This window comes from Porphyrobacter sp. YT40, from assembly GCF_006542605.1.
GTDB lineage: Bacteria > Pseudomonadota > Alphaproteobacteria > Sphingomonadales > Sphingomonadaceae > Erythrobacter.
On record NZ_CP041222.1, the window covers coordinates 1,556,154 to 1,581,954 of the forward strand.

At 62.1% G+C, this 25,801-nt stretch carries 20 protein-coding genes; 5 read left to right on the forward strand and 15 right to left on the reverse strand.

Going from position 1 to position 25,801, the window contains the following annotated elements:
* Positions 1-15: 15 nt before the first annotated feature.
* Positions 16-498: a TspO/MBR family protein gene (locus tag E2E27_RS07295; protein WP_181443618.1), complete on the forward strand. Its 483-nt coding sequence runs from the start codon at positions 16-18 to the stop codon at positions 496-498.
* Positions 499-521: 23 nt separating this feature from the next.
* On the forward strand, positions 522-806 hold the full coding sequence (locus tag E2E27_RS07300) for a hypothetical protein (protein ID WP_234036232.1): 285 nt from the start codon (positions 522-524) through the stop codon (positions 804-806).
* A 101-nt stretch (positions 807-907) separates the two neighbouring features.
* Here the strand turns inward: E2E27_RS07300 and pufM are convergent, their stop codons facing one another.
* The 9 genes from pufM to E2E27_RS07345 all read right to left on the reverse strand — a co-directional run bounded on the left by pufM (position 908) and on the right by E2E27_RS07345 (position 9,575).
* The gene (gene pufM / locus E2E27_RS07305; protein WP_141458333.1) at positions 908-1,879 is read right to left on the reverse strand and encodes a photosynthetic reaction center subunit M; all 972 of its coding nucleotides are present in this window, start codon (positions 1,877-1,879) and stop codon (positions 908-910) included.
* A 14-nt stretch (positions 1,880-1,893) separates the two neighbouring features.
* Entirely contained in the window at positions 1,894-2,718 is an 825-nt protein-coding gene (gene pufL, locus E2E27_RS07310) for a photosynthetic reaction center subunit L (protein ID WP_086608771.1), read from the reverse strand.
* Positions 2,719-2,815: 97 nt separating this feature from the next.
* Positions 2,816-3,001 carry a light-harvesting antenna LH1, alpha subunit gene (pufA, locus tag E2E27_RS07315; protein WP_086608772.1) on the reverse strand — a complete coding sequence of 62 codons (186 nt, stop codon included), beginning with the start codon at positions 2,999-3,001 and terminating at the stop codon, positions 2,816-2,818.
* Positions 3,002-3,094: 93 nt separating this feature from the next.
* Complete coding sequence (gene pufB, locus E2E27_RS07320) at positions 3,095-3,241, reverse strand: light-harvesting antenna LH1, beta subunit (protein ID WP_141458334.1); 147 nt, start codon at positions 3,239-3,241, stop codon at positions 3,095-3,097.
* A gap of 177 nt (positions 3,242-3,418) precedes the next feature.
* Positions 3,419-4,864 (reverse strand): chlorophyllide a reductase subunit Z, encoded by a 1,446-nt coding sequence (gene bchZ, locus E2E27_RS07325; protein WP_141458335.1) that lies wholly within the window; start codon positions 4,862-4,864, stop codon positions 3,419-3,421.
* The gene (gene bchY, locus E2E27_RS07330; protein ID WP_141458336.1) at positions 4,861-6,390 is read right to left on the reverse strand and encodes a chlorophyllide a reductase subunit Y; all 1,530 of its coding nucleotides are present in this window, start codon (positions 6,388-6,390) and stop codon (positions 4,861-4,863) included. Before bchY ends, bchZ begins: the two co-directional genes overlap by 4 nt.
* Positions 6,387-7,382 (reverse strand): chlorophyllide a reductase iron protein subunit X, encoded by a 996-nt coding sequence (locus E2E27_RS07335; protein ID WP_502705535.1) that lies wholly within the window; start codon positions 7,380-7,382, stop codon positions 6,387-6,389. The genes bchY and E2E27_RS07335 overlap by 4 nt, the downstream gene beginning before the upstream one ends.
* A complete protein-coding gene (gene bchC / locus E2E27_RS07340) occupies positions 7,376-8,323 on the reverse strand; it encodes a chlorophyll synthesis pathway protein BchC (protein WP_141458338.1) in 948 nt (315 codons plus the stop codon). Before bchC ends, E2E27_RS07335 begins: the two co-directional genes overlap by 7 nt.
* A gap of 127 nt (positions 8,324-8,450) precedes the next feature.
* Complete coding sequence (locus E2E27_RS07345) at positions 8,451-9,575, reverse strand: methyltransferase (protein ID WP_141458339.1); 1,125 nt, start codon at positions 9,573-9,575, stop codon at positions 8,451-8,453.
* Positions 9,576-9,673: 98 nt separating this feature from the next.
* Between E2E27_RS07345 and crtD the strand changes: the two genes are divergently transcribed.
* The 3 genes from crtD to E2E27_RS07360 all read left to right on the forward strand — a co-directional run bounded on the left by crtD (position 9,674) and on the right by E2E27_RS07360 (position 12,985).
* Positions 9,674-11,233 (forward strand): 1-hydroxycarotenoid 3,4-desaturase CrtD, encoded by a 1,560-nt coding sequence (gene crtD / locus E2E27_RS07350; RefSeq protein WP_141458340.1) that lies wholly within the window; start codon positions 9,674-9,676, stop codon positions 11,231-11,233.
* A gap of 23 nt (positions 11,234-11,256) precedes the next feature.
* Positions 11,257-12,072 carry a carotenoid 1,2-hydratase family protein gene (locus E2E27_RS07355; RefSeq protein WP_141458341.1) on the forward strand — a complete coding sequence of 272 codons (816 nt, stop codon included), beginning with the start codon at positions 11,257-11,259 and terminating at the stop codon, positions 12,070-12,072.
* Between the two features lie 697 nt (positions 12,073-12,769).
* On the forward strand, positions 12,770-12,985 hold the full coding sequence (locus tag E2E27_RS07360) for a hypothetical protein (RefSeq protein WP_141458342.1): 216 nt from the start codon (positions 12,770-12,772) through the stop codon (positions 12,983-12,985).
* Positions 12,986-13,035: 50 nt separating this feature from the next.
* On the opposite strand, the gene E2E27_RS07365 is transcribed toward E2E27_RS07360, so the two are convergent.
* The 6 genes from E2E27_RS07365 to E2E27_RS07390 form a co-directional block, all read right to left on the reverse strand.
* Positions 13,036-14,343 (reverse strand): McrC family protein, encoded by a 1,308-nt coding sequence (locus E2E27_RS07365; RefSeq protein WP_141458343.1) that lies wholly within the window; start codon positions 14,341-14,343, stop codon positions 13,036-13,038.
* On the reverse strand, positions 14,340-17,201 hold the full coding sequence (locus E2E27_RS07370) for a DUF8426 domain-containing protein (protein ID WP_199799096.1): 2,862 nt from the start codon (positions 17,199-17,201) through the stop codon (positions 14,340-14,342). The genes E2E27_RS07365 and E2E27_RS07370 overlap by 4 nt, the downstream gene beginning before the upstream one ends.
* A gap of 15 nt (positions 17,202-17,216) precedes the next feature.
* The gene (locus tag E2E27_RS07375) at positions 17,217-20,723 is read right to left on the reverse strand and encodes a class I SAM-dependent DNA methyltransferase (protein ID WP_141458344.1); all 3,507 of its coding nucleotides are present in this window, start codon (positions 20,721-20,723) and stop codon (positions 17,217-17,219) included.
* Positions 20,724-20,841: 118 nt separating this feature from the next.
* Positions 20,842-23,352, reverse strand: a complete 2,511-nt coding sequence (locus tag E2E27_RS07380; RefSeq protein ID WP_141458345.1) for an Hsp70 family protein — start codon at positions 23,350-23,352, stop codon at positions 20,842-20,844.
* On the reverse strand, positions 23,336-23,722 hold the full coding sequence (locus E2E27_RS07385; protein WP_141458346.1) for a hypothetical protein: 387 nt from the start codon (positions 23,720-23,722) through the stop codon (positions 23,336-23,338). Before E2E27_RS07385 ends, E2E27_RS07380 begins: the two co-directional genes overlap by 17 nt.
* Positions 23,723-23,746: 24 nt before the next feature.
* Complete coding sequence (locus E2E27_RS07390; RefSeq protein WP_141458347.1) at positions 23,747-25,792, reverse strand: hypothetical protein; 2,046 nt, start codon at positions 25,790-25,792, stop codon at positions 23,747-23,749.
* Positions 25,793-25,801 lie beyond the last annotated feature (9 nt).

Here is a 25,801-nt window from a genome sequence, read left to right on the forward strand (position 1 = left end):
CCTAAGCTTGCTGTCATGAAGCCGACCATCATCATCCCGGTCATCGTAGCGACCGTAGCGGCGCTGTGCGTGGCCGCGCTCGGCGCGACGGTGACTGACCTCGGGCCGTGGTATCAAGGGCTGGCGAAGCCCGCTTGGAACCCGCCCGATGTCGTCTTTCCGATGGGCTGGACGCTGATCTATGCGTTGATCACCGTCGCCGGGATCACCGCTTGGCGTGCGGCGCGCACCGCGGCGCAGGCGGAGTGGGTGATCGGGCTGTTCGCGCTCAACGGTTTTCTCAACATCAGCTGGTCGATCCTGTTCTTCCGCTTCCAGCGCCCCGACTGGGCCTTTTACGAAGTGATCGCGCTGTGGCTGTCGATCGTCGCGATGATCGTGTTCTGCGGACGCTTCTCGAAGAGCGCAGCGGCGCTGCTGGTGCCCTATCTGGTGTGGGTGGGCTTCGCTGCGGCGCTCAACTGGTCGGTGGTCCAGCTCAACGCGCCGTTCGGCTGAGGTCGGGACGGGGAAAGGCGGACGTGGCGATCGAGGGCCTCATCCCATTCCTGTTCGAGCGCGGCCATGCCGCTGACCTTATCCTTGTGGTGCTGGCGGCCGAGGCGGCGTGGCTGCGGGCCGCAAGGGGCTGGAGCGCGCGGGCGATTGCAGGACTGCTCGGCCCCGCGGCGCTGATCGTTCTGGGCCTGCGCGCGGCGATGGTAGGGGCGGACTGGTGGTGGATCGCGCTGCCGCTGGCCGCGTCCTTCCCGCTCCACCTGATGGATTTGCGCAGCCGCTTGCGCTCTGACCGCGCCGATCCCTGAACACCGACAGCAACGAAAAACCCGGCCGGGCCTGCGTGGCCCGACCGGGTTGTTCCGTGTCTTCGAAGCGGACGCCGGACCGTCGCGGCCCGGCTGCGCTCTTACTGCCCCGAGGCCGCGCCGATCGCGCCGCTCGGATCGTAGTTGTCGGTCGTCGGAGCGTAGTGATGCTCCTGCGCCCACAGGTACCAGTTGTCGACCACGGTGCCGGTCAGCAGGATGCCGATGCCGCCCGTGAGGGTGGTCAGCACTGCGAACCACCAGGCCCAGCGGTGGATCGATTCGAAGGTTGCATTGAAGCCCATCACCCAGCGCCAGAAAATCGCACCGCGCTCGGCCGCCGTGCCGCGGTCGGTGATCTGTTCGATCTCGCGCTCGCCGCCGTAACGGCCGAGTGCCAGGATCGTCGCCCCGTGCATCGCGAACAGCACCGCCGACCCGTAGAGGAAGACGATCGAGAGCGCGTGGAACGGATTGTAGAACAGGTTTCCGTAGACCAGCGAGAAGTTGTTGGTCCAGTCGAGGTGCGGGAAGATGCCGTAGGGCACCGCCTGCGACCAGTCACCCAGCAGCATCGGGCGGATGAAGCCCAGCACCAGGAACAGCCAGATCGCCGAGGCGAAAGCCCAGGGGATGTGCATCCCCATGCCCAGCGCCTTGGCCCGCCGGTAGGTACGCGCCCACCAGCACAGCACCGAGATCGTCAGGAAGGCGCCGGTCATGATGAACCAGCCACCCTCCCTCAGCGGCACGAAGGGGCTGAACCCGTATTCCGGGCCCGGAGGGGCAAGCGAGAGCCAGAAGAATTCCCGCATGAAAGCCTGCGGGCTCCAGTTGACGTCCGCTGCCATGTTGAGGCCGATGATCATGATCGCGATCCCGCCGAAGCAGATCGAGAGCGTGCCGAGAAGCCCCAGATAGACCGGCCCGAACTGGGCCTGACCGATCTTGCCGAGCCAGTAGGTATGGCCCAAGAACGGGATGCGGATATCTTCCGCCGGCGGGAGGGGGATGCCCATTTCGGGCGGCCCCTGCACCTGCACCTGCGTAAAGATGTTCTGATAAGTCGCCATGATTCAGGTGCTCCTTACGACCAGATCGGAATCTTCTTCCAGAAATCCCAGAATTCGATCCAGCTGCCGACATACAGAGTGCCGGAGATGACGATGCAGATGGCGCTCCAGAACGCTGCATTCAGCGCCAGGAACAGGCCCACCCGGTGAATGCCGAGCGTGCCGACCGAATAGCCGATGAAGTCACGGAAATAGGTGTCTTCGTATTCGGGCGACTTGACGTCGGTGCCCCCGGTCGGATTGACCGCCGACAACACCAGGCCGCCGTGCAGCGCGAGCGCGAGACAGTTCGTAAAGAAGAACGTGATCGCGAGCATGTGCACGGGGTTGTAGTGGAAGTTGCCGAAGGCGTAGCCGACACCCGAAACCCACTCGAGGTGCGTCCAGATGCCATAGGGGAAGCCATTGCCCCACGCGCCCATCCACAAGGGACGGATAACGTTGAGCGTGACATAGGCGAACACCGCCACCGCAAAGGCGATCGGCACGTGGTAACTCATGCCGAGCTTGCGGGAGATTTCCGCCTGCCGCAGCACCCACGATGTGAAGGCGATAACGGCGCAGCCGGTGATGATCTGCCAGTAGCCACCCTCTGCAAGGGGAGCCAGCGACAGGCCGTATTCGACCGGCGGGGGGTTGATCGAGATCAGCCACGGGTTGAGGGTCGGGCCCTGGGTTGCAGCGGCGAAGATCAGCATGGTGCCCAGAAGGGCGCTGATCGCCGTCGTCACTCCAAAGAATCCGACATAAAACGGCCCGACCCAGAAGTCGAAAAGGTCGCCGCCGATTAATGTGCCACCGCGGACGCGGTATTTCCGCTCGAAACTAAGGAGCGCCATAGGTCCATCCTCCCCGCCACAAGGGCGGGTGCTATGAGTTGTTCGACGAGTGTTAGGAGGCAGGCAGGCGAACCTGCCCCCTCACATTTCGTTGCTTCTATCCCTGCGCCGGAGCTTCCGGCGAAGTGACAGCTGCAGCAGCCGGCGCAGCACCGTCTTCCAACCAGTTGTAGTTGGTGGTGCTCAGCAGGATGAAGTGGATGGTGAACGCCAGAACGGCGAGACCAACATGCAGCGCCACGAGGGTGCGGCGGATGTCAAAGTAGAACCAAAGTCTCCACATGGTGAATTCCTTCGAATGTTTGCTTGAATGACACAGGTTCCAGCCAGCGGCCGCGGGGTCAGCCGCGCCGTTTGTCTGGGATCATGTCTTCGATCAGAGCGGCAGCCAGGGCTTGTTGGCCCAGATCAGCGCGTGGGCGACGAGCGCGATCACCACATAGATGGTGAAGGTGCCCATGAAGCCCTTGTGGATTTCCTGAGCCTCTTCAGGGGTCAGGTGAGTTCCGATACGTTCGTTCATCGGGTTGTCTCCGTTCAGTTGGGTGTGAGTGGAAGCCCGAAGGCCCCCGTCGGCATCCCCGCGTGATCCCCCACGTGGATTGGAGAGCCCCCTTTTGGATGGGGGCATGGGCTTGTGCCGATGCGGGGACGGCCCGCAGCAGCGACAAAGGGTGGCGAAGGGCAGGCTGCATCATCATCATGCTCCCGTCCCTTCGAGCAGGCTGTCGGCAAGACAGTCTGCCGTAACTGTGGTCTCGCCGCGATGGCGTGCGGTCCGCTCGGCCGCGTCGCGCAAGGCCTTGGCGGCAGAAATGCGGATCAGCACCGGCTGGGCTTCGACAAGCTGGTCGAGCTTGGCCTTGGCGTCATTGTCCCAGGTCAATTGGGCCTCGTTCCGGACCGGGGTCGCATCGACCCTGTCCATCTCGGTGCCGAGCGGGAGGATGTGGAACAGCGCATCGAACAGCGCATTGCACACTTCCTGCACCAGATAGGTCGCGCCCGAATAGCCCATGAAAGGCGTGCCGGTGTGACGGCGGATCGCAGCGCCGGGGAAGCTTGCAGGGATATACATCCCCCGCGCGCCGCATTCGGCCATGTACATGCGTTCGTTGTAGCTGCCGAACATCACCAGCGGCGGATTGGCGCGGATCGCGGCGCGCACCTCTTCGTTCTTCGGCTTCACCCCGGCACACCGGGAGAAGGCGAAGGTACAGGGCAGGCCCATGTCGTCTTCGAGGAAGTGGCGAATGCCGCGCGCATAGGTTTCGTTCGCGACGATGCCGAAGCTCGCGGTGCCGAAGAAATCCTGCGTGACCGAGCGCCACAGGTCCCACAGCGGCTTGATGGTGGTGTGCTTTTCACGCTCGATGAAGGGTTCGGGGTCGAGCCCGAGCTCGGCGGCGAGGGCACGCAGGAACTTGGTGGTCTGCGACAGGCCGACGGGGGCCTGGAAATAGGGCCGCTCGAGCGTTTCGCACAGGTTGCGGCCGAACTCGCGGTACATGCAGACATTGGCGTCGGCCATGCCGAGCTTCGAAATGTCGGCAAGGTGCGTGCCCAAGGGGAAGACCACGCCCACTTCCGCGCCGATGCCTTCGACCAGACGGCGGATCTCGGCCAGATCGCTGGGCATGTTGAACATGCCGTAGGAGGGCCCGATGATGTTGACGACCGGCTTTTCGCCCTCACGCCGTTCGCGGCGTTGCGGCATCTTCTTGGGGCCGAATTCGGTCCACAGCCAGGTCAGCGCGCGATCGGCGCTCTGCCACTGGTCTTCGTCAATGGTGCGCGGCAGGAAGCGCTTGATGTTGGTGCCTTCGGGCGTGACCCCGCCGCCGATCATCTCAGCGATCGAGCCTGTCACCACCACCGCGGGCAGTTCCGGATCGAGCGTCTTCCATGCCCGCTTCATCGCGCCTTCGGTGCCGGTCTTGCCCAGCTCCTCCTCGCCCAGGCCGGTGACGACGATGGGGAGCTCATGCGGGGGCAAGGCGTCCGTGTAGTGCAGCACGCTGGTGACGGGCAGGTTTTCGCAGCCGACGGGGCCGTCGATGATGACCTGCAACCCCTTCACCGCGGTGAAGACATAGGTGGCGCCCCAGTAGCCGCCGGCGCGATCGTGGTCGAGGACGAGCGTCATGTGCCGATCGCCTCCGATGCCTTGCGCGCCGCCTCGTTCAAGGCAGCGTATTTCTTGCGGAACTTGGGCCGGTCGACGGGGAGGTCTTCCCACACGCCCGCGGCGTGTTCTGTGCCGACGCCCTCGAAGAAATCGCGCATCGCATCGAAGCGCGCCTTGTTGCCCATCGCCGCGTTGATGACGGTCGCGAGGCTGCCTGCGCCCGCCGGGCCCATCAGCGGACGGGCGGAGATCAGGTTGGTGAAATAGAGCGCGGGAATCGCCTTTGCCTTGGCGTGCTGCACCACCGGCGTGGTGCCGATGGCGAGATCGGGGCGATACTCCTCGACCGCGGCGATATCCTGCTCAAGGCTGGCGCGGAACTGCACCTGCACACCGCGCGCCTCGAGCCATTCGCGATCGGCATCGGACCACTTGGTGCGCGGGCAGGCCGAGCCGACATAGCGCACGTGAGCGCCGCTTTCGACCAGCAAGCGGGCGACCAGCAGCTCGGAGCCTTCATAGCCCGAAACGGTGATACGCCCCTTGATCGGCATATTGGCGAGCGCGCCCTGGCAGGCGGCGACCATGGTGTTCTTGACGCCATCGACCTTGGCTTGCGGCAGGCCCATCGTGTCGCCCAGCGATTGCAGCCATGCGGCGGTGCCATCCGCGCCCACAGGAGCGGAGCCGATCACCGGGCGGCCCGCGGCTTCGAATTCGCGGATCGAGGCGGTGTAGAACGGATGGATCGCGGCGACGACCGAGCAATCGAGCGCAGCATAAAGCTCGCGCCATTCGCGGGTCGGGACCACCGGGCCGGCAGCAAGGCCGAGGGGCGCGAGCATCTGGCCGATCACCACCGGGTCAGCCGGGAACATCTCGCCCAGCAGCGCCACGCTCGGCAGGTCGGAGCGCTCGCGCGGGGCGGCCACCGGCCCGCTCATGACTTCCTCGCGGGCATATTGCAACATTGCGCCTGCCAACACGTCCTTGGCTTCCGCGTGGGTCGGGATGCCGAACCCGGGGACATCGATGCCGATGATCCGCACGCCGTTGATCGCCTTGCCCAGCAGCCGCAGCGGCACGCCGCTGGCAGTCGGGACGCACAGGTTGGTGACCACGATCGCGTCGTAATTCTCGGGATCGGCGAGGCCTTCGACCGCTTCCTTGATGTCCTCGAACAGCTTGCCCGTCACCAGCGTTTCCGAGGAGAAGGGCACATAGCCCACCGTCCGCCGCGCGCCGTAGAAGTGCGAGGTGAAGGTCAGGCCATAGACGCAGCAGGCCGAACCTGAGAGCACGGTCGCAGTGCGCCGCATTCTCAGGCCCACCCGGAGTGACCCGAACGCGGGGCACATGGATTGGGGTTGGTCATGCGGGCCGACGGGGTAGTCGGCCGCATATTGATCGAGGATGTCGCTCTTGCCGGCGGCGCGGGCGGCCTCGTTCATGGTGTCCTTCGAGGCGCATGCGCCCGCAGCCGGATCGAGGTCGATCCGGTCAGCGGTGCGCTGGGGCGCGTCAAAGGCGGGATGGTCGCTCATGCCTCGTCGTAGACCACTTCAAGGCTGGGCTTCGTTTCGAACACACCGCCGCGCATATCGGCCTGGGTGGCGGGGACGAGCTCGACATTGCCGCCCACCACGTCGGCGCTGAACAGGCCGAGCAGCCCGTCCTGATCGAGCGGGGTGGGGCGCAGCGGCGGGGCGGTGGCGACATTCTCCGCCAGCGCTTCGAACAGGCTCGCCCATTCGCCACCGGGCTTGCCGATGATCTGGTAGTTCGCGCTCTTGCGGCGGATATCCTCGTTCGCCGGGATCGCGGTGAGCACCGGGATGCCGACGGCGTCCGCGAAGGCCTTGGCCTCGCCCGTGCCGTCATCCTTGTTGACGATCATGCCAGCGACGCCGACATTGCCGCCCATCTTGCGGAAATATTCGACCGCCTGGCACACGTTGTTGGCGACATAGAGCGATTGCAGGTCGTTGCTGCCGACCACGATCACCTTTTGGCACATGTCGCGGGCGATCGGCAGGCCGAAGCCGCCGCACACCACGTCGCCGAGGAAATCGAGCAACACATAATCGAAGCCCCAGTCGTGGAAGCCCAGCTTCTCGAGCGTTTCGAAGCCGTGGATGATCCCGCGCCCGCCGCAGCCGCGACCGACCTCGGGGCCGCCGAGTTCCATCGCGAAGACGCCGTCGCGCTGGAAGCACACGTCCTCGATGCGCACTTCTTCACCCGCAAGTTTCTTGCGGCTGGAGGTTTCGATGATCGAGGGCGTCGCCTTGCCGCCGAACAGCAGGCTGGTGGTATCGCTCTTGGGGTCGCAGCCGATCAGCAGCACCCGCTTGCCCTGCTGGGCCATCATGTAGGAGAGGTTGGCGAGCGCGAAGCTCTTGCCGCTGCCGCCTTTGCCGTAGATCGCGATGATCTGGGTTTCGCTTTTCACCTCGCCCGTGTGAACGGGGTCGGGCTCATGCGAAGCCTCGTCGCGAAGGTCGGCCGCCTGGGTATCAAGCACGGACATCAGCATTCGCTCCAATCGAGAACCATCTTCAGGCAATCGGGATCGCTGAAGGCTTGGGGGTAAGCGTCGAGCGCCTCTCCGGCCGGGCGCCGGTTGGTGACGAGACCCTTGAGGTCCAGTCGCCCGCATTCGATCAGCGCCCGCGTTTCGGCGAGGTCACCGGGCTGCCATTCGGCGGCGACGCGGAAATGCGCCTCGCGCATGAAGGCGGCGGGAAAGGCGAAGCTGACGCGTTCGGAGTAGAAGCCCGCCAGCACGATCTCGCCGCCCTTGGCGAGGCGCATGATCAGATCGTCGATCAGGCCCGCATCGCCGCTGGCGTCATAGATCGCGTGATAATCGCGCCGTCCGTCCGCTGCGGGGTCGATCACGTTGTAGCCCACAGCGCCAGCGCGGCGGGCGGGGTTGGTTTCCCATACGGTGGGAGCCATGCCGCCCAGTGCCAGCGTCAGCCGGGCGAGCAGGCGGCCGAGCACGCCGTGGCCGATGATGAGATCGGGCAGCGCCTCGCGCCGGTCGAAACCGCCTTTGATCGCGTGCAGGGCCGTCGCCGCGAGCGCGCACAGCACCCCGGATTCTCCGAGATGCTCAGGGATCGGCAGCGCCCGCGCCGACGGTACGATGACCCGGCGCGCCGTGCCGCCGAACAGGCCGCGCGCATCGGTGTAGCAATTGGCTCCGGGAACGAAGACCCAGTCGCCGATCCGTCCGCGGGCTTCGGGTCCGGCATCGACGATCCGTCCGACCGATTCATATCCCGGCACCAGCGGATAGCCGAGGCCCGGGAAGGGCGGCATGCGCCCGGTGAACAGCAGCTTTTCGGTGCCGGTGCTGATCCCGCTCCAGGCGATTTCGACCAACACGTCCGAGGCCTCCACGGGCTTCATCTCAAGCGCGCGGAGAGCGAGGCGCTCCGGTGCTTCGAGTATGACAGCCAACGTGTTCATTTCCCTCGGTCTCCTCTGCGGTGCATTCGCGGCCCGGAGACCGAGTCGAAAACCCAACAGCTATGTTCTCCCAACTGTGTGCTACGCCTTACGCAAACAACTGTCAAACAACTTGGACAAGTTGTGCTCAGGCGGTGGCCATGACGACACTGGCGTTGACCGGTTGCGCGGTTGCGACGAAGCGAGCGCCGGTAAATCCGGCGGCGCGGCACATGGCGGCGATCTCGGCCGGGCTGCGCGGACGTCCCGATCCCATCGCCCACAGGTAAAGGCCGAAGAAGGCCTCCCCCATCGCCTCGGCCCCCGGGATGCGAGCCATCGGCTCGGCGATCAGCAGCCGCGCGCCGGGGACGAGGCTGCGGCGGATGTTCGCGAGCAGCGCGGCGGCGGGGGCATCGTCATGATCGTGCAGGATCCGGATCAGCGAGACCATATCATAGCCTTGAGGTATGGAATCGCTGAAGAAATTGCCCGGGTGCGCGGTGACGCGGCTGTCCCCGAGCGCCTCGCCCAGCACGCGTGCCCCGGTTGTGGCAACTTCGGGCAGATCGAACAGGCCAAGATGGAGATGCGGGTGCGCGGAGCCGATCGCGCGCAGGAACGCGCCATGCCCGCCGCCGACATCGAGCAGACGTTGCGCATCGCCGAAACCGACACTCGCCAGCACCTCGTCGGCGACGAAATGCTGGGAGGCGGCCATCAGCTCGGAATATTCGGCGGTATCGGCCCCGCGCTCGGTCGCCCCCTGCAAGGCGCCTGCATAGGTCCAGAAGCGCGACAGGGTGGTGGGCTCGGCCCGGTCGGCGCGCAGCAGCGCGATCGGATCGGTAAGATCGGTATAGAGGAGGCGGTGGTGGCGAACCATCGCTTGCACGCCGGGATTGGACGCGAAAACAGCGCCTTGTTCGCCCAGCATCCAGTGATCGGCGGCGGGTTCCTCGGACAGCATCAGCGGGCGACCGGCTCGCAGCAGGGTCAATGCTGCGCTTTCGGACAGGCCCATCCGCTCTGCGACAGCGGCGGCGGCCAGAGGGCCATCCGTCAGGATGTCGAACAGCCCGCCTTCGACATAGGCGCGCAGCACCTGCGAATAGGCAAAGCCCGCCAGCAGGTCGAAGGCCCCGGCAGCGCGGCGTGTGGCAATCCAGCGGATCAGCGGCAGGCGCGCGGCCCAGTGCTGGAATTTCGGCGAAGCGAACACCCGGTTGCGGCGCGCCACATAGCCCAGCTTGAATGCGGCCCAGTTGCTCATGATCGAGATGATTGACAGGCCATATGTCTAAATAATTGGACAGATCGCCGCGTAAGGTCAATGATAATCGCCGTAGATCGCGGTCGGGAGGACGGGTCATGGCGCGAGTCGCCGTCATCGGAGCAGGCATAGGCGGGCTCACCAGTGCCGCGCTGCTGGCGGCTGCGGGGCATGACGTCACCGTCTGCGAGAAGGAGCGCTGGGTCGGCGGCAAGGCGCGTCGGGTCGTGGTGGACGGCGCCGCGATCGACGGCGGGCCGACCGTGTTCACCTATCGCGCCGTGTTCGACGAAGTCTTCGCTGCCTGCGGAGCGCAGCTCGACGATCATGTCACCATCGCCCGCGCCGAAGTGATCGCCCGCCATGCTTGGGACGATACCGCCACGCTCGATCTCTATGCCGACCGCGAACGCAGCGTCGCCGCCGTGGGCGAGTTTGCCGGGGCCGAGGCCGCGCGAGGCTATCGCGCCTTTGCCGCGGAAGCACAGCGCATCTTCGAGGTGCTGGAGCAGCCTTTCCTGCGCGGCGGCAAGGCCAGCACGCCGCTGCCGATGATGTGGCGGATCGGCCCGTGGCGGATCGGCGATGCGCTGGCGATGCGGCCCTTCGACGGGATGTGGACAGCGCTGGGTCAGCATTTCCGCGACCCACGCTTGCGGCAATTGTTCGGGCGCTATGCCACCTATTGTGGTTCCTCCCCGTTCAAGGCCCCCGCCACGCTGATGCTGATCGCCCATGTGGAGGCGCAGGGCGTGTGGCTGATCGAGGGCGGGATACACGCGCTGGCCAAAGCGCTGGCGAGCCTTGCCGAGCGGCAGGGCGCGCGGGTGCGAACTGCCGCTCCGGTGGCGGAGGTGCTTACCAGCGGCGGCCGCGCCAGCGGGGTGAGGCTGGCGAGCGGCGAAGTGATCCCGGCCGACATCGTGATCTGCAACGGCGATCCGGGCGCGCTGGCGACCGGCAAGCTGGGCGCGGGCGCGGCGCGGGCCGTGCCGCCGATCCCGCGTGCCAAACGCTCGCTCTCGGCGCTGGTGTGGTATGTCCACGCCCGAACCGAAGGCTTCGACCTCACCCACCATAACGTCTTCTTCTCGCGCGATTACGCACGCGAATTCCGCGAGATCGCCGCAGGCCGGACGCCGTCCGAGCCCACCGTCTATGTCTGCGCCATCGACTGCGGCGCCGGCGAGCACGCCGCCCCGCCAAGCGGGCGCGAGCGCCTTCAGATCATCGTCAACGCCCCCGCCGATGGAGACGTTCACCACTACACACCCGAGGAGAGAGAGCGATGCACACAGGCCATGATGGCAACGCTGACCCGTTGCGGGCTGAGGCTGGAAGAGGCGATGCCGCATCAGCTCATGACGCCCGAGGACTGGGACGGTCTCTTCCCGGCCACGGGCGGCGCCCTCTATGGCAGAGCGTCGCACGGCTGGGCGGCCTCCTTCCAGCGGCAGGGGCCGAAAACCCGGCTCGCCGGTCTCTATTGCACGGGCGGGGCGACCCATCCGGCGGCTGGGGTGCCCATGGCAGCCTTGTCCGGGCAGCTGGCCGCGCGGGTGATCGCGAAGGACCTCGCTTCGACGCGGACATCCCGCCCGGCGGCTATTCCTGGTGGTATGTCGACGCGATCAGCGACGACGGGCAGCACGGGCTGACCATCATCGCCTTCCTCGGGAGCGTGTTCTCACCCTATTACAAGAAGAGCGGTCGGGGCGATCCGCTCGATCATGCCTGTCTCAATGTCGCGCTCTATGGCCCGCAGCACCGCTGGGTGATGACCGAGCGCGGACGTCCGGCGGTGTCGCGCGATGCGAGCAACCTCGTGATCGGGCCGAGTTCGGTGCGCTGGGAGGACGGTGCGCTCACAATCGACATCCACGAAGGCGATACCCGCCTGTTTGTGCCCTGGCAGCGCCCGGTGATTGGCCGGGTGCGGGTCTTCCCCGAGGCGCTCAACCGCGTCGCCTTCGCGCTCGATGCGGGCGAGAACCACATCTGGCACTGTCTGGCCCCGCGCGCGCGGATCGAGGTGGAGATGACCTCGCCGGGCATTTCGTGGGGCGGCAAGGCCTATCTCGATCACAACCGCGGCGCCGAACCGCTGGAGACCGGCTTCAACACCTGGCACTGGTCGCGCGCGCACCTGAAATCGGGCGCGCTGGTGTGCTATGAGGGCGAGCGCGGCGACGGGTCGCTGTTCGCCAGCGCGCTCAGGTTCGACCGTTCGGGCGTGCCCGAGCCGGTCGAGCTGCCGCCGATCGCGGGCCTGCCGGACAGCAAGTGGGGCATTGGCCGCCGCACCCGCAGCGACATCGGCGTGGCCGAGGTGCGCCGGACGTGGGAGGATACGCCCTTCTATGCGCGCTCCGAGCTCGCCTCACGCTTTCTGGGCGAGGACGTGGTGGCAGTGCAGGAAAGCCTCGACATGCGGCGCTTCTCGTCCCGGCTGGTGCAGTTCATGCTCCCCTACCGCATGCCGCGCCGCAAGCGCTGAGCGGGCGGGGGTGCCCCTGCGGGGCTTGTGTCGATCGCGGGAAAGGCCGGTGGCGGAGACGGAGTCCGCCTGAATTCGTCGAATTGTGATTTAATATCAGGTGTTAAAGGGGCTAAGACTAAACTTTACCCACATGCTTCCCCACCTAAACCAGAGTTGGCATCCAAACCCCGGGCTTAACGGGCCAATCTTGGCGGGCCTATTCTAGAGGAATCTGCGCCCATCGAGCCTCTGGATAAGAGGGCCGGATCACGTGGACGCTTGGGATGGCTCATTTCACTTGGACATCGCAGTTTCTGCAGAAGACCTTGTCTTGCCCGCGATCACTCTTTGCGCCTTGGATCCTGAAGCCATCCGACACCGACGACACATGAGTTCGGCTGTCACTGCTGAATGACCAACCGTCATATTGAAAGACGTCAGCCGTGCCTAACGCTCCGCACTCAGGGCACGCTAGGTTCATCTCCCATCGATCTTTGGCGGTCATACCCCTCCCATAGCAACAATCTGCCGAGATTTCAGGCTGGATTTCAGACTGACCCACTGCCGGCGGCGCGGCAGCCTTGTTTGTCCAGCTGATATTACTATTCTCGGATCACGAAGAGAGGCGGGTATGTCAGAGGTGTCAAGTGAGTATCAGAGGATCCCACTCAGCCAGCTTCGCACTAGCACCGGCGAGGTTCTCCGCCTTGCAGCTGTGCAGCCGGTAGTCCTGATCAGCAATGGCTGCGAACGGCATGTAATTGCGGATATTGAATATTTCCGCCAGCTCGAAGCGGCTGCAGGTCGTGGGTTTGAAGCCTCAATGGGTATCGAAGCCATCGCCGCATCAGAGATGAGCCATGCCGACCGACAAGCCCTTGCTGAATCACGGCCGACAGTCAGCGAAATCGCCGCAGATCGCTGGGGCTAGAGGGCACTTCTGAATGGGCAACGCAGGCGTGTTGTCAGGCTCGACAGGCATCATGATTCTGGCAGAGCCAATCCGACATTAACGAGCTTTCGAAGATTATCCTGAACGCCATGCGATTCAGAGATATCCAAGGTCGAAGCCAACAGATGCATCGGACTTAAAGGAATTTTGAAATCTCCAAACACACCTGGCGGATCTGATAATCCGGCGTGATGCGGAAAAAGAAGAATCAGTGAAGTTGGTCGATAGATCTGACCATACGCCATCATCTGGTAGACGTCAGACTGTGAAATTCCTTGCTTCTCATCATCAATCCGTGCCGATATCTTCTTCCACTTTGTGTCAATGATCTGCACGACCTCTCCGCCGCGCTTGATCAGGATGTCAGGCTTTGTCTGAAATAATCCTCGCCCACTATCGACTGACTCAAGGCAGAACAGCCTGCCGCCCTGAAGATGAACAGTAAGGTCGCTGCCTGCCAATGCCCTTCTGAGCATACGGCCGACATATTGCTCAAATAGAGTGTTCATTTCGAACAACAATGAGAAACCCGCCTCGCCACCACTCGAGGTTGATTGGAACCTGCTGCCGAGAAGGAGCCGTGCGAGTGATGCTAAGTCTTTCCAGCGGGCGTTGGTTCGGTCGATCTGAACATCATCCCATCTGAGTTCGCTGATAGGAATTGTCGAAACATCGGCATAGCTGAACGCGAGCTCAGCAAGTCGCCGCTGATTCTCCGTTGCTTTGGCAAGCGAACTCAGCCGGTCGATGGTGGCTTTCATGATCTGATTCAGCGCGGTATCGGTCGACAGATCATCAAAGCGACAAGCCAGCCTGGAGGGATTGAGCGCAAGCGCAGAGAATTGCCGGCCAACATCGAGGCGTCCGCGAAGTGAGCGCAGGTCTTCCTGCCGATGCAGATACCGCCTCGGCATCCCTTGCCGGACAGCATCCGCCAGTTTCGTACTGAACAATCGGATGAGAATCTCGAGTACGCTGTCCTTCTGCCAGCCGAGCGGGGTGATTGACCCAGCGTCGATCTCGATATCCAAAGCTACGGCCAGAAGGTGGATGAGCCTGCGCCTTATCAGTCCACGCTGGGAGGCCGCTTCGATGCCGGAAGGAAAATCAATCTTCGGCAAGATCTCAAGGTTGCAACCTTCCGCTGCAACAACACCTACGACCTGTCCTGCCTTGAGTGAATCGCGGCCGAGGACAAGGATACGTGCCCCTCCGCTTCCGCCAAGCGGAGATTTTTTGGCCACCGCAGAAAGTCGCTCCGCTGCCCACTTGGGAATTTCATTATCCCCTTGGCCATACTGGAGCGACTGCCATTCAAGGACCGATTTACGGATCACATCAGACCGGCATAGGCGTCTTCGGAGAACTCAGTGCGAACATTCCACCGCCATCTTGTGGGGGCCTCGCCATCCTCATCGAGGCCAAGCGGAGGTCTGAGCTCAATCTTTTCCAAGAATCGAGAACCTTCCCGATCGCCCAACACCAAGGCGACCTTGGTCCAATCCTCGAAGAAGTATTCCGCTAGTAGTGGAATGATCCGAAAACGCATTCGGCGATCAAGTTCGGCACGTGACTCGCACCCAAGAAAGTATGCGTGCCCAATCTGATGCTCACGGTCGAACATATACTCGATCCGCTCGTTCAATGCCTTTAACACCTTCGACAGATCGACACCGGTTCGGTCAGATGCACCTGCAAGGACGTCAGGATCAGGCAGCATCTCTTTGAAATCGAACCGCCGGCGCAAAGCGGTGTCTAACAGAGCGATAGAGCGATCGGCGGTGTTCATCGTACCAACAATGTGAAGGTTGGACGGAACTCCGAATTCATCCTCCGAGTAGGGCAGTCTAACCTTGAGTTCATTCTCTTGTCCGAGCCGCTTATCGGGCTCAAGAAGCGTGATCAATTCCCCAAACACCTTGGAAATGTTGGCGCGGTTGATCTCGTCGATTATCAAAACGAAGTGATCAGGTGAGGGCACCGCCTGCTGCGTCGGCTGCTGGCTGTTGATGTAACGTTCCAGCGCCGCAACATTCAGTTCATCCTTTGTCAGGAGATATATGGTCCGCATGCTAAACTTGCGCTGGTAAATCTCACTGACGGGGACACCTTCTCGATCCACCCATAACCATCTGACTTTCCTGCGATGTGCATAGCCACCTTCAGGCCTTGGAGCGAACTCATAGCCGCCAGTCACCTCACCGATTGCACGGAAAAGGCTGTTGCCCTTGGACACGATCAGGAGGTCGCCGGGCTTCACCCAATTGCGGAAGATGAAAGGCATCTGCACCCGGCCGGTCTGGGCATTCAAGTCCCCTTCCCGATCACCCTGCTCCCGGCACGCATCAATGATCGCCTCACGCGAGGCATACTTGTCATCACTCCAGTCGATGTCCTCGAACCCAAGCAGCGTATGGCCTTGCGAGATAGCTTCGTCGAAAAGGTAGGCATCTTCGGGGTTTGCGGCCTCGCCGATGGATGTCTTGAATACTTGGCGTCCGTCGATCCGGATGGCGTCGGGTCCAGCGGAGTGGCTGATGCTGGTTTCGGCGCGACGGGCAATACGCCGAAAAATGCCAGGAAAGGTCTCCAGCCTGAAGCCGCCGGAGGATTCCTCATCATCCCCGCCCGTCACCGGCTGCTTGCCCTCGACAAAATCTTCGTAGCTCATCGATTGATGAAACGTGACGAACTCGATCCGCTTCGCATCGGCCAGCCTGCGATAGGCTTTCATCAACGCATCACGGTCATCCGGAACTTCCTCACCGCAAAGCCTCACGGCCTCAGCCGCCGTGGCGTACGTTTTGCCGGTACCCGGTGGGCCGAACAGGATGAGATTGGTTGGCTTCATTGGTGGAGCGACCTTGCGTTCTGAGCGCGGAGGCAGGGTTTCCGCTTTTCCGGTCACGATTTCAAAGCCAAGGCGCTGTAGAATGCCGTTTGCAGCCTGCTCCCCGAAGCCGCCATAGAACTCCTTGGCGCTTTGGGGTGAGCCTCCGGGCATGTAGCCGTGCGCGACGCCAACTGTGGCTTTGGCGGGGAAAAGCATCCCGTCCGGTTCGCGTCTGGTCCAATAATCTCGCGGTTTGCCAAACTTGTACTTCTCGAGAAAAGCGTCGACGCCGATTTCTTCACACTCGTCCATCGCCTGCTCGACGGCTTCGCGGGTAAGGTCTGCCACCTGCGCTTCCCCCCATGTCTCGGCCATTGCCACCCAAATGAACCCTTGGACGTCGGTCAGGCTGCCTGTTTGCCAATTCCAATCATCCAGCTGATCCCGGATTCTGTTCATCATCAACTGAAATTCTTCGAATTCAGCGATTTCGAACTGTGGCGAAGGAAATAGCTTGTGGCCCAACAGGGCTTTGCCGAGCCGATCAAACGTCCGTGCCTTGTACCAACAGGCATCATTGACATTCACGGTGCCGTAAATCGAAATCGTTATGCCGAGAACTTCTCCCCGCCGCATGACCGAGATACCGGCTTCCCTCAGGCTCTCGAGCTGGCGGGCACAGCGCAACAGCCCGTCATGGTCTCCCGCTTCCAAGCGAGCCAGGCTGGCCACCGTTTCGTAAAACCGTATCTCCAAGTAACCTTCGGCTTTCCCGATTTCGGCATAGGTCCGCCAGCTGAGAGGCAGACCTTGCTGTGTCCCCTGAACCAAAGCCTTGAAAACTCTGCGTCCGCATTCCGCATCTGTCTGATCAAAGTCGGTTGCGGCGGCGATCACCGCATCTCGGGCATCGCGCTTATATTGACCTTCGTATTCCCAGAACTGCCCAGTTTCCTCTGCGAACCCCGTGAAGTCAGGCATTCGCTGCTTGAACACGCCCATCATTCGGGTGACTTCGGAAGAAAGTCGGTCATCCCCCAACTTCGGTAGCCGAGGCTTGCGGCCCGCCTGATCGTCGTCGCGAAACCGCTGATAGAAATTCAGCGTGGCGCGGTAGCTCGCGAGGTTCGAATAGAAATCCCCGTCGATCTCTAGCTTTGACGGGTTCGGCGTCCCATCCCGCTTGTCCTGGGCGGAATATTTCAGGGTCGCGGCGATTGCCGTGAACTTGTCGCGGTCAAAATGCTCGTCGAGGTCGCCGTATGTCTGATCGAGACGCTTTGCGCGGGCAATCTGTGTGCTGATTGTGCCGGAATCGTACCCAGCCCGGGTCATCCAAAGCTTGAAGTCGTCTTCCTTCATGCGCCCTCTCGCCTATCAAGCAGCATATCGCCCGTCCTTCAGCCGTCGTGCCATGCCAATGCCGGCGAGTGCGTCCAGCACCGGGCGTACGGTCGCGGCGCGTTTGCCCTTGAAGGCTCGGGCGACGTCTTGCGGCGCGAGGGGCGTGGCGGCGGCGGTGAGGATGGATTGGACGGCGCTGACCTGTTCGGGGAGTGAGCTGGGCCAAGGGATGACGTTGTCGGGCAGCGCGGCGGCGGTTTCGCCCAGGTCCAGCGCCTGGGTGACGGGTGCCTTGTAGTCGGGCGCCTGATATTCGGGACGCAGCCAGCGGATCAGGCCGCGGGCTTCCTCGGCGGCGCGTTCCTTGTTGAGGGCGACGAGGCGCGTGAGGATTTCCTCATCGGAGAGGTCGGCGGGCCAGCCATAGGCTTCCGCGACAAGCGCATCGATGGCGTCGTGGTGCTGGCGGATCAGGGTGACGAGCCCGCGATCATGCATGTCGCGCTCGGCATCGGTCAGCGCGCGGCCTTCTCGCAGGGCTTCGAGCACGTTGTAGAGCTTGGTGAGGGTCAGGTCCTCATGGCTTTCTAGCACCCGCTTGCGCAGCGCATCGAGCGCCTCGGCCTCGGCCCGGATTTTGTCCTTGAGCGCCTCGGGGACGTCAGCGGGGAATGGGAAGGGATCGAAGCACTGTGATTTGACGTACACTGGTCGGTCTTCCAGCAATCCGCCGACACTCAGCGACCACGAAACATGTATGCCGCTGGATAGCACGCCCAAGTGATAACCGTCATCCAATGCGATGCACGCTAACTTGTTATCAGGTAGGATCGACATCGGCAAAAACTGAAAAACCCGGTGCTTCGCCGTTTCGATAGTGGCGATATACCGGTTCACGTCGCGAAGCGCTTTACGCAGTTCTGAGCGCTGTTCGCCAAACAGCCACCAGTTCTCGCGGTAGCTCGCACGATTGTTCTGGTCGCGGTGAGGTTTCACGAGCGCCAAGATGTGTTGATACACGGCGGGATGTTGGGCGCGCACTTCAGCTTCGCTCAAACCAAAAAGGTCGATTACCTGTACACCGCGCGGGCGCGCGGCGAGGTCACGGCCATTCCGATAGTCGAAGATCACGGCAGGATTCTGAGCGTCGGTACGAATCCTAAGGGGTGAAGCACCCTCAGCTTGGGCCGCTGGCTGAGGCGGAAGGACTCGAACCATGTCGAGCGCATCAGCCTGCTCCGGTGTGACAATGAAGCCATCGCCCATCAATTGAACGCCCCGAGATGCCAGCCTCTCGTTGGCTCGGATGCTGATGACGGACGTTACATCAGGCCCTATCCTGAGGTCGGCAGTGATTTGCCCGACCTTCTCGGTGTAAACGAGATGATCAGGTGCGTCGCTTTCGTCTACGACGCTCCATCGTTGGCCTGAAGCCTTTCCGCTCGTTGCAACCGTCATCGCGATGCGAACCGCTGCGCCATCTTTTTCGTCAACCCACGGGTGATCCGGGATGGCGAACATCAGGCTCACCCGGTCCTTGGCGTCCAGATGCTTGGCAATCACCCGGCGGCTGAAAACCTGCGTGATCGAATTGGTCGTGACGAACCCGAACCGGCGGGTGCCACCCTTGCGCACGGCGGCTGCCGCCTTGTCCCACCAGTGCATGACGAAATCGGCACTCTCGGGAACGTCGGTTGTCGCGAACAGCGCATTGAAATAGCCATCCCCCAAACGGTCGCGCACATCTTTGCCGCCGATGAAGGGCGGATTCCCGACGATGAAATCCGCCTTGGGCCATTTCGCCGCTCGCGGCTTCACATAGCGGTAGACCTCCACTCGCGCCGTCTCTTCAGGCACCTTCTTGCCGGTGACGGGGTGCTCCTTCATCGTCTCGCCATCCCAGCGGGTGACCGGGTCCCCGTTCTCGTCCAGCTCTGCAACCTTCTCGTCCCACTCGATCAGGGCATCGCGGTTTTCGATGGTCTTGACGTCGCGCAGGATCGGCTCGGGCGGGGTGCGATCCGCGCCGTTCACGCGGAAATGCCATTGCAGATAGCCGATCCACAGCACCAGCTGCGCAATGGCGGCGGCGCGCGGGTTGATCTCGATGCCGAGGAAGTTTTCCGGCGTGATGGTGTGGCCGGTGAGTTCGGCGACGTACTGATCGTCGCCCAGCTCGACCAGCAGATCGAGCACCTCGCCCTCCAGCTCCTTCATGCGCGCCATGGCGACATAGAGGAAGTTGCCGGTGCCGCAGGCGGGATCGAGCACCTTGGTCTGGGCAAGCCGGGAATGGAACGCCTCGACAAAGGCCTTGGCCTCGTCCGCCTTGCCCTCTTCGATCAAGGTCGCAGCCGCCCCGCGCACCCCGTCCCAGTCGGCCCGCAGCGGCTCCATGATGGTGGGGCCGATCAGCCGCTCGACATAGGCGCGCGGGGTGTAGTGGGCGCCGAGCTTGGCTCGCTCCTTGGGGTTGAGCGCACGTTCGAGCAGGGTGCCGAAGATGGCGGGCTCGACCTCGGTCCAGACATGTTCGGCGGCCTGGATCAGCACCTCCAGCTCCTCGGCATCGAGGGGCAGGGCGGTGCGTTCCTTGAAGAGGTAGCCGTTGAACTTGCGAAGCGGGACGCCGAGCGCGGGGGAGAATTCGCCCTTGTCCATCGCCGCCCAGAGCGCGGAAAGCTGGTGTTCGAGATGCTCCGGGTGGGCGCGCTGGTTCTTGAGAAGCTGGGTGAAGCTGCCCTCGGGGATCAGCTTGCTGTCCTCGGCAAACATCGTGAACAGCACGCGCATGAGGAAGCCGCTGGTGGTCTCGGCATCATAGCCGCGCTTTTCGAGGCGGCGGGCGACGGTGGCGAGGAGATCGGCAATGTCGCGGGTGACGCGGGCGGCCCGGGCTGTGGGATCGAGGCTTTTGGGATCGGTCCAGATGGCGCGCAGGCGATCGCGCACATCGTCGTCGCGCAGGTCCTCCAGCATGATCCGGTAGCGCGCCCGGTCGGGGAACTGGGCGTAGGCTTTGCCTGTGCCGGTGAAGTCAGCATAGACCTCGATGCAATAGCCGATGTCGGCAATGAGCAGAAACGGCGGCCAGCCATGATCGATGGGGAGCGCCTTAGCGTAGCGCTCGGCCTGGCCTTTGGCCTGCACCATCGCCTTGGCCCATCCGGGCGTGCCTCGCCGGGCAGTGCCGCGGGCGACGCGGGTCTTGGCGGTCTGGCCGAAGATGTCGAGATCGTCCTCGCCCTTGTCGGCCGCCGCCCGATCCGCCTCGCTGCCCTGCTTGGCTTCGAGGATGAAGCAGCCGCGCTTGTAGCAGTCGATCCGTCCGAAGCTGGTGGTGCCGTCGCCATTGTCCTGGAAGACCCGGCGTTCGAAGACGTAGTCGTTCGCAATGTCGTCAGCCTTGGCGCCGCGCGGGGGATCGACGCCGAGCAGCCGGGCCAGGCCGTTGATGAAGGACTGGGTGTTGGCGAGTTCGCTGCCGCCCGTGCCGCGCCATTCGCTGATAAATGCGTCGATGTCGGCGGGGCTGCTCATCGCCGGTGGTAAAGCACAGGGGCCGACGACTGGCAACGATGACCATTGCCCCGTGACTTCAGCACGTTGCTATCAGGATCAACATGGGCGGCCCATGCCTGAGCTACGGCCGGATGCGTCAGCGCATGAGCCCGGCAAGCATCGTGACGCCACTGCTCTCGGACTCATTTGGCATGCGGTTGCGGACAATCATGCCAAGCACCTCCCGGACACTCTCGACGTCTTGCTGCTCAACCGCTGTCCAGCCTTGGTCTACCAAGCGGTCGTGGAGGTCCTTGTCGAGGGCAGAATGCCGCTCTGCTGCTAGCCGCTCGAACATGGCAAAAATGAATGCCGGCTGCTCATACAGCGATCGCTGGAAGACAGTGCGCGCTTGCTGGACCAACTGACGCACGCCCGACCAGTTTTCGTTGCTGATCTCCTCGCGCGCCGACCGCAGCAAGGTGTTGAGCCTTTCGACGGTACCGGGATCCATCGTTTCAATAAGGTCGGAGATGCCATCTTCGATATGCTCAATTTCCTGCAAAAGGACGGCACGACGGTGTTCAGGGGCCTCCTTCAGGCGGGCCAATTCCTGCTGCACATGAAGAGCCTCCTCAGTCACGGACCGCCGGGCTTCTGCATCGCTGGAATTGGCTAGCAACTCCTTCTGTCGTGAGAGACGCCGCTTCAATTGCTCGAGCTTTGGCTCGCCGCCCATAGCTGACCGTGCTTCTTCGATGGCCCCCTCCGCATCGACGAGCTTGCTCTCGGCCAAGGCCGCACCTTCCTCGCCGTCAAAACGATCCTGACCCGCCTGGGGAACGTAGAAGGACTTGTCTTGAAGGTGGACTTGCAGGTCAGGGATGGCGACGGAGCACCTGATCAGGCCATTGTCATCCATCTTCCAATGAATGTGAACTTCTGTACCTGCCTCAGCGACCTCTCCGGGATCGAGGATGTCATCCGCCAGGATGCGAAACACACCAATCGCAAGATTGAGCTCGGGATCGTTCACGCCGTCAGCGTGGTTGAATAGCTCAACATCGAACCTGCCAGGGGTTCCACCACGCATCTTTTCGCGCAGACGCAAAATCTCCGTTCCCTCTATTGGCAAGGGCGATCCCTTCTTGATGAGGGGATGAAGCACGTTCCTTCTTTCGGAAGCAGGCCCCTCGGCGATCTTTACCGACACTGTTTGGGTGGCATGGATTGCAGCCGCGGAAGCTTCCGTGCGAGTGATCTCGACAATCTGATCCTCACAGGCCCTCTGGCCGCCAGCATCCTCAATCTGAACAGTAAAAACATGTCTGCCCGGCCTGTTCAGAGGCACGGTCATGGAAGCCTTTTCATCGAGAGGCGCCCAGCCACTATCGTATCCGTCTGGGCCCAAGACTTTGAATTTGTATTGCCCAGACCCGGTCTCAGCCTCGACCCGCAACCTCGCGCGATCATCCGCTGACCTGGCCGTAAACACAACGCGCGCCTTGAAGTCCCCGGTCGTCGAAACTGCGCCGCGGGCTGATTTCTTCTGCCCCTTCTCGACCGACCAGTCGCGACTCTCGCTGAAAATCGCTGCCCCGCGGGCAACGGCGGTCATAGGGTCAATCTTGTGGTCTGCGGGAATACCGAGTTCACGGCTGACCATGTCGCGAATAACCGGGGTTTTCGACGGACCGCCAATGAAGACTACACGGTCGATATCCTCATGGGTAAGGCCATTATCTTTGAGGACTTTTCGAGAAAGCTCAATGGTTTCTATGATCCGATCCTTGATCAGATCCTCATACTGTGCCCTCGAGATTTCGACCTCGACGTAAATGGGATTGCCATCCAGATCTTCGGTCCGGGCATCATCCTCGCTAAGATAGATCACCGCCTGATCCCGCGTGGAGAGTTCGATCTTGGCCAGCTCGCCCTTGTTGCGCATGACGGCCAAAAGGCGCTTGTATCGATCGTCCGACGCCAGATTTTCTGGAAGACGGAAATTTGCAGTCAGCCAAGGGCGAATGATGGAATCGACGATTGTGCGGTCGAAGTCTCTTCCGCCAAGCATCTTGATGCCTTCATGAGCGATGACGTTGACCGCACCGCCAGTCGCTTCAACGAGGGCCAGGTCGAAGGTCCCGCCGCCAAGATCATAGATGAGGAACCGGCCATCGCGACGTGCTGCGCCCTCAAGGGCGGCCATTGCTGCTGCAACCGGTTCTTGCAGCAATCCAACCTTGGCAAGACCTGCTTCGTGCGCGGCCCGGATGGTAGCTTCTGACTGCATCTGATCGAACGCGGCCGGAATGGTGATGATCGCGCCGGTAACATCCCGGGCGCCGGTCTCGGCTTCGACTTGCCGGAGCAGTTCACGGATGACTTCAGCACTGGCTTGTTCTGGGGTCAGAGACTTGCCCGCTCCTGTCAGTTCAATCGTGCTGGATGTTCCCATAAGCCGCTTGAAACCGTGCGCGACCTTGTCGGGTGCAAGCTCCAACTGAGCATAGGCTCTCGTGCCGACGGACATGCGTCCACCACGGTCGAAATAAAGGACGCTTGCCAGAACATCCTTACCGTCACTGGTCTTGAAGAGCCGGGCCCCGGCATCATCAACGCCTACCACCGCCGAGTTCGACGTGCCCAGATCAATCCCGAGATACATTGGCGTCGCTCCCCTTCAAAATCACTTTGGCGTTCTGGATTACCCTGCCTCTCCAAATCACGGCAGGCTCGACAACAGACTCGACGATTGGCGCTGGGTCGCCTTCGATATCGTCGGCATTGATTGCGATTGCGGGAAGCTCGGGACCGAACACCTGACCTTCGAAGGTCGCCAGACTGATATCGAGTGCGTCCAGATGCTGCTCCAAGCGGCCCGCCGAGAACCTCGTTTGTGCTGCAAACCTCGTGCGCCTCTCATCAGGCAGACTCACCAACATTCGATCCGAAATGCGCAGCAACTTCCAAAAATCGACTGCCATCTCGGAGATGGCCACCTCGTCGGGGGCAGAAACAGCTTTTTCCGAACTCATGACGCAACTTCTCCCGAGATGTTCCTATCGACCATTATCTTCCACACCGAACGTCTCATCGAAGTCGGAAGCAGGTTCTTCGTACGAAGGACTGCTTGAGGGAGCTGTGTAGATTGGTGGCGTGGCTATGGTGTTTGCGCCGACAATTTCGGCCGCCTCGGATCTCAATTTATCGCGCATTGCAGAGATTTCAGCTCTTACGACCGACATGTCAGCTTCGTCATATCTAAAGCTTGAGCAGCGCGAATTGAAATCTGAGACCGCTGCATTAAATCGGGTTTGCTGGCTAAAGCTATCAACAAGATCTCGGGCGAGATCCAACCTCTCAGATTGCCTAAGGCAGTAGCGAAGCTCAGCACGCGAGAGAGCCGCTACAGGATATGTGGAAGGTATAACTTCTTCATCGGAAGAATCCTGACTGACGATTATCTCGTTTTCCTCGTCTTGGGCGGAGGGCGCTGCGATTTCTTCTTCTGCAATGTACGGAGCCTCATAAACTGGCTCTTCGTACGCCGGGCGGTCATCTTGATCCAGCACGACGCCGCCAACCACCGCCGCTGCGATCCCGCCCCAGACAAGCCTGCTGATATTGCGGGACCTGCGCTTCTCATCGATTACGGCTTCGATTTTCCGAAGGCCGTCGAGCTCGGTTGCAGGGGACACACGGATGAGGGACTCACAGAGGGTCTTCGCCTGCCCCCAATCCTCCCGCTTCATCGCAGCGAGCACTTCTTGAAGCTTCACGCTCCGATTAAGGTAGCTATCGTCGTCTTCGATCTGGGTGCGGACGTCGGCCGAGAACCAGTCGGAATCAGCAGCAAGCTGGGAGGTCAGCATTTTTGCCTGAATAGGTTCTTGCCTGTCGTTGAATAGCGTGATCGAGAGGTTGCGCACGAGGTTCGCCCCGATATCCCGAATCTCCTGATCAACCTCGCGGGATAAAAGGCCGACGTACGCTGACCAGATGGGACCAACCGGTTTGGGTGCAGATGCCGAGAAACCGTGGGCTGACAACTGGCGACTGGTCGCGGCAAGATCTTCGCGCGCCTGTTCCAACGCCACAGCCAAAGGCAACAGATGCTTGTCCCGGGTTTTGCTCGCGATCACATCATTTAGCGTGCGCGCGTCCTTTTTCAGGAACTCAGCGGCACCCGGTAGTTCAGCAAAGATCCGCTGCGACAGGTTTGTGATCTTGAGTGCCTCGTGGTGTCGATCTTCGTCATTTGCGAGATCGATGGCGATGGAGCGGATCTGCTCGTACAGCGCTTTTGAGTTTTCCTCATCCGCGCCCTTGGCCTCGGCCGCGATTTGCAGTGGCTGTGCAAGAACATCCCACGCTTCAAGTGCTTGCTCAAACGTTGCAAAATCGGCGTCATCGCCGCTGAATGAGTATGTCTCCAGCGTCGCCAGGACCCGGTCTGCGCCGCTGACCAATGCGCCACCCACGCGACTGGCGTAGGAATCAAGGGCGGCAGTCACAAACGCTTCGCGGCTCTTCCCCTCAGGCTTGAGGGTCGAAACGAGCAAATCTGCCAGATACTGCGGCGCGCTGCCAAGTTTCTCGAGGGTTTCGATGGTTCGCGATGCGTGATGGGTGCGAAGGTCCGCCAACGACGCGCGAACGTCAGCAATCTGGACCTCGGTAAACCCAGATATTGCCCGTTCCTCGTTGATTTGTTGAGCAATGTTCCTCTCGTTGATGCACCCCCAGCCCCCTATAAGGTCGCGGAAGGGGCCATCGAAAGATTGGATATCCGGGGCCCTACAGATTGCCTCCACCAGCGCGTTGAGGCTGGAAATCCCCGCCGCATCCCGTGCAACGCCGCGCCAGTCTGCATACGTTCTTGCCCGGAGCGCCTTGCGCGCCTCAGCGGGCCGAAGCTCAAGAAGAAAGCCCAGTTCCGCCTTGAGGCGCTCATTCGGTGAAATCAGAGCCTGCCTGGCGATCTCTAACCGCCGCTCTTCTTCGACGCCCTCAGCATCGAGAAGGGCGTCTTCGACTGCATCGTGTATCTCGGCCTTGGATGATCGAGGCGTGACGCCGAGGACTGCGAACGGGTTGTCGAGCAATCCAATCAC